This is a genomic window from Rhabdothermincola sp., from assembly GCF_036846205.1.
Lineage (GTDB): Bacteria > Actinomycetota > Acidimicrobiia > Acidimicrobiales > Acidimicrobilacustridaceae > Rhabdothermincola.
This window is the reverse complement of record NZ_DAIUCK010000181.1, coordinates 1-2,236: the sequence shown is the minus strand read 5'-3', so window position 1 is coordinate 2,236 and position 2,236 is coordinate 1. Positions and strand designations below refer to the sequence as shown.

At 70.0% G+C, this 2,236-nt stretch carries 3 protein-coding genes; 2 read left to right on the top strand and 1 reads right to left on the bottom strand.

The window, feature by feature from the left end; genetic code table 11:
* On the top strand, nucleotides 1-454 hold a 454-nt coding region (locus tag V7004_RS15725), incomplete at its 5' end, for a DUF2752 domain-containing protein (protein ID WP_334145207.1).
* Between the two features lie 16 nt (nucleotides 455-470).
* On the opposite strand, the gene ppgK is transcribed toward V7004_RS15725, so the two are convergent.
* Nucleotides 471-1,235 carry a polyphosphate--glucose phosphotransferase gene (gene ppgK / locus V7004_RS15720; RefSeq protein ID WP_334145205.1) on the bottom strand — a complete coding sequence of 255 codons (765 nt, stop codon included), beginning with the start codon at nucleotides 1,233-1,235 and terminating at the stop codon, nucleotides 471-473.
* Between the two features lie 161 nt (nucleotides 1,236-1,396).
* On the opposite strand from ppgK, the gene amrS reads away from it, so the two are divergent.
* On the top strand, nucleotides 1,397-2,236 hold an 840-nt coding region (amrS, locus tag V7004_RS15715; RefSeq protein ID WP_334145204.1), incomplete at its 3' end, for an AmmeMemoRadiSam system radical SAM enzyme.

The window sequence follows — 2,236 nt, the reverse complement described above, 5'->3', positions numbered from 1 at the left end:
CCTGCGCGACCGACCTGCCCCGCCCGCCCCGCCAGCGCCGAGCCTGGCCGGGCGGGGCGCGGCCCGACCCTTGCTGCTGGGAGGGGCCATCGCCGTCGGGTGCGCGTACGTCGCCATCCAGAACCCGAACGAGTCCTCCGCGTACCCCCAGTGCCCGTTCAGGGCCATGACCGGTCTCGACTGCCCTGGCTGTGGCATGACCCGGGCCGTGTACGCGCTCCTCCATGGTGACCTGCTGCGGGCCGCGAGCCACAACCTGTTGCTCGTGGTGGCGCTGCCGCTGCTGGCGTACCTGGTGGGCCGCTGGACGCTGTCGAGCATCGGGGTCACACTGCGCCCCGCGCCGGCCTGGCGCCCCTGGATGACCTGGTGCATGGTGGTCTTCATGCTCGCGTTCGCGGTGGTGCGCAACGTCCCCGGCACCCCGCTGTCCTGGCTGAACGCCGCCGCCTGATCCGCCCGGCGGAGCGCTACTTCGGCCGCTTCAGCTTGTGCTTGGCGTGACGCTGCGCCGCGGCCAGCGCCGCCCCCACGATCCCGGCCTGGTTGAGCAGCCGGGCAGCCACGATCTCGGTACGGCACTCGATGTAGGGGAAGAACTTGTCGGCCCTCTTGGAGATACCACCGCCGATGACGAACAGGTCCGGCCAGAGCAGGTCCTCCAGGAGCCGCAGGTACTCACCCACCCGACCACCCCAGGTCGGGTAGTCGAGGTTCTCCCGCTCGCGCACCAGCTCGGAGGCGTACTTCTCGGCGTCACCGCCGTGCAACGGGAGGTGCCCGAGCTCCGTGTTGGGCATCAGGACCCCGTCGTGGAGCACCGCGGTGCCGATCCCCGTCCCCAACGTGACGGTGACGACCACTCCTCGCCGCGCCGCGGCCGCACCGAAGGCGGTCTCGGCCAGACCCGCCGCGTCGGCGTCGTTCAGCACCGTCACCGGGCAACCGGTCGCCCGACCGAAGGTCGCGGCGGCATCCTGGCCGATCCAATCCGGCACCAGGTTGGCGGCGGTGTGGATCGTGCCGTCCTTCGTGACCCCGGGGAAGGTGCATCCGATCGGCCCGTCCCAGTCGAAGTGGCTCACGATGGTGGCCAGCACAGCGGAGACCTTCGCCGGGTCCGGGTGCTCGGGGGTGAGCAGCCGAAGCCGATCTGTCTTGAGCACACCTCGCTTCGTGTCGACGACCGCTCCTTTGATCCCGGTTCCCCCGATGTCGATACCGAGAACCTTCACGCACGCTCCTTCGATCGGCTCCTTCGGTCGAGGCCGCTCGCCAGTCTCGCGCGGCACCCGGCTCCGCTGGCAGGAGACGGGTCGGGCATGCGCCAGGCGGTGTGGGCAGCAACCGGGGGCATCCGGGTGTATCCGGCCGGCGAGTCCCTACCCTGAACGTGATGGCGGCCGACATCTCGCTCACCGACCCGTACACCATCCCCACCCGCTGGTGGCACCGCCTCGACGACGGTCGCATTCAGTGCGACGTGTGCCCCCGGGCCTGCAAGCTGCGTGAGGGCCAGCGGGGCGTGTGCTTCGTGCGCGGCCGGGTCGCCGACCAGGTCGTGCTCACCACCTGGGGCCGCTCCAGCGGCTACTGCCTCGACCCGATCGAGAAGAAGCCACTCAACCACTTCCTGCCCGGCACCTCCGTGCTCTCGTTCGGCACCGCGGGCTGCAACCTGGCCTGCCGGTTCTGCCAGAACTGGGACATCTCGAAGTCGAAGGAGGTGGCTCGCCTCTCCGACCGCGCCGATCCCGAGGCCATCGCGCAGGCGGCCCTCGAGCTGGGTGCCCGCAGCGTGGCGTTCACCTACAACGACCCGGTGATCTTCCTCGAGTACGCCGTCGACGTGGCCGAGGCGTGCCACCAGGTGGGCGTCAAGGCGGTGGCGGTGTCGGCGGGCTACGTCTGCGACGGTCCCCGGCGGGAGCTCTTCGGGCACATGGATGCCGCCAACATCGACCTGAAGGCGTTCACCCAGGAGTTCTACCGGCACGTGGCGATGGGTGATCTGCAGCCGGTGCTCGACACGCTCGAGTACCTGCACCACGAGACCGACGTCTGGTTGGAGATCACCACCCTGCTCATCCCCGGCCACAACGACAGCGACGCGGAGCTCGATCGGATGACCCGCTGGATCGCGGAGCGGCTGGGGCCCGACGTGCCGTTGCACTTCAGCGCGTTCCACCCCGACTTCAAGATGATGGACGTGCCGCCCACGCCGCCGGAGACCCTG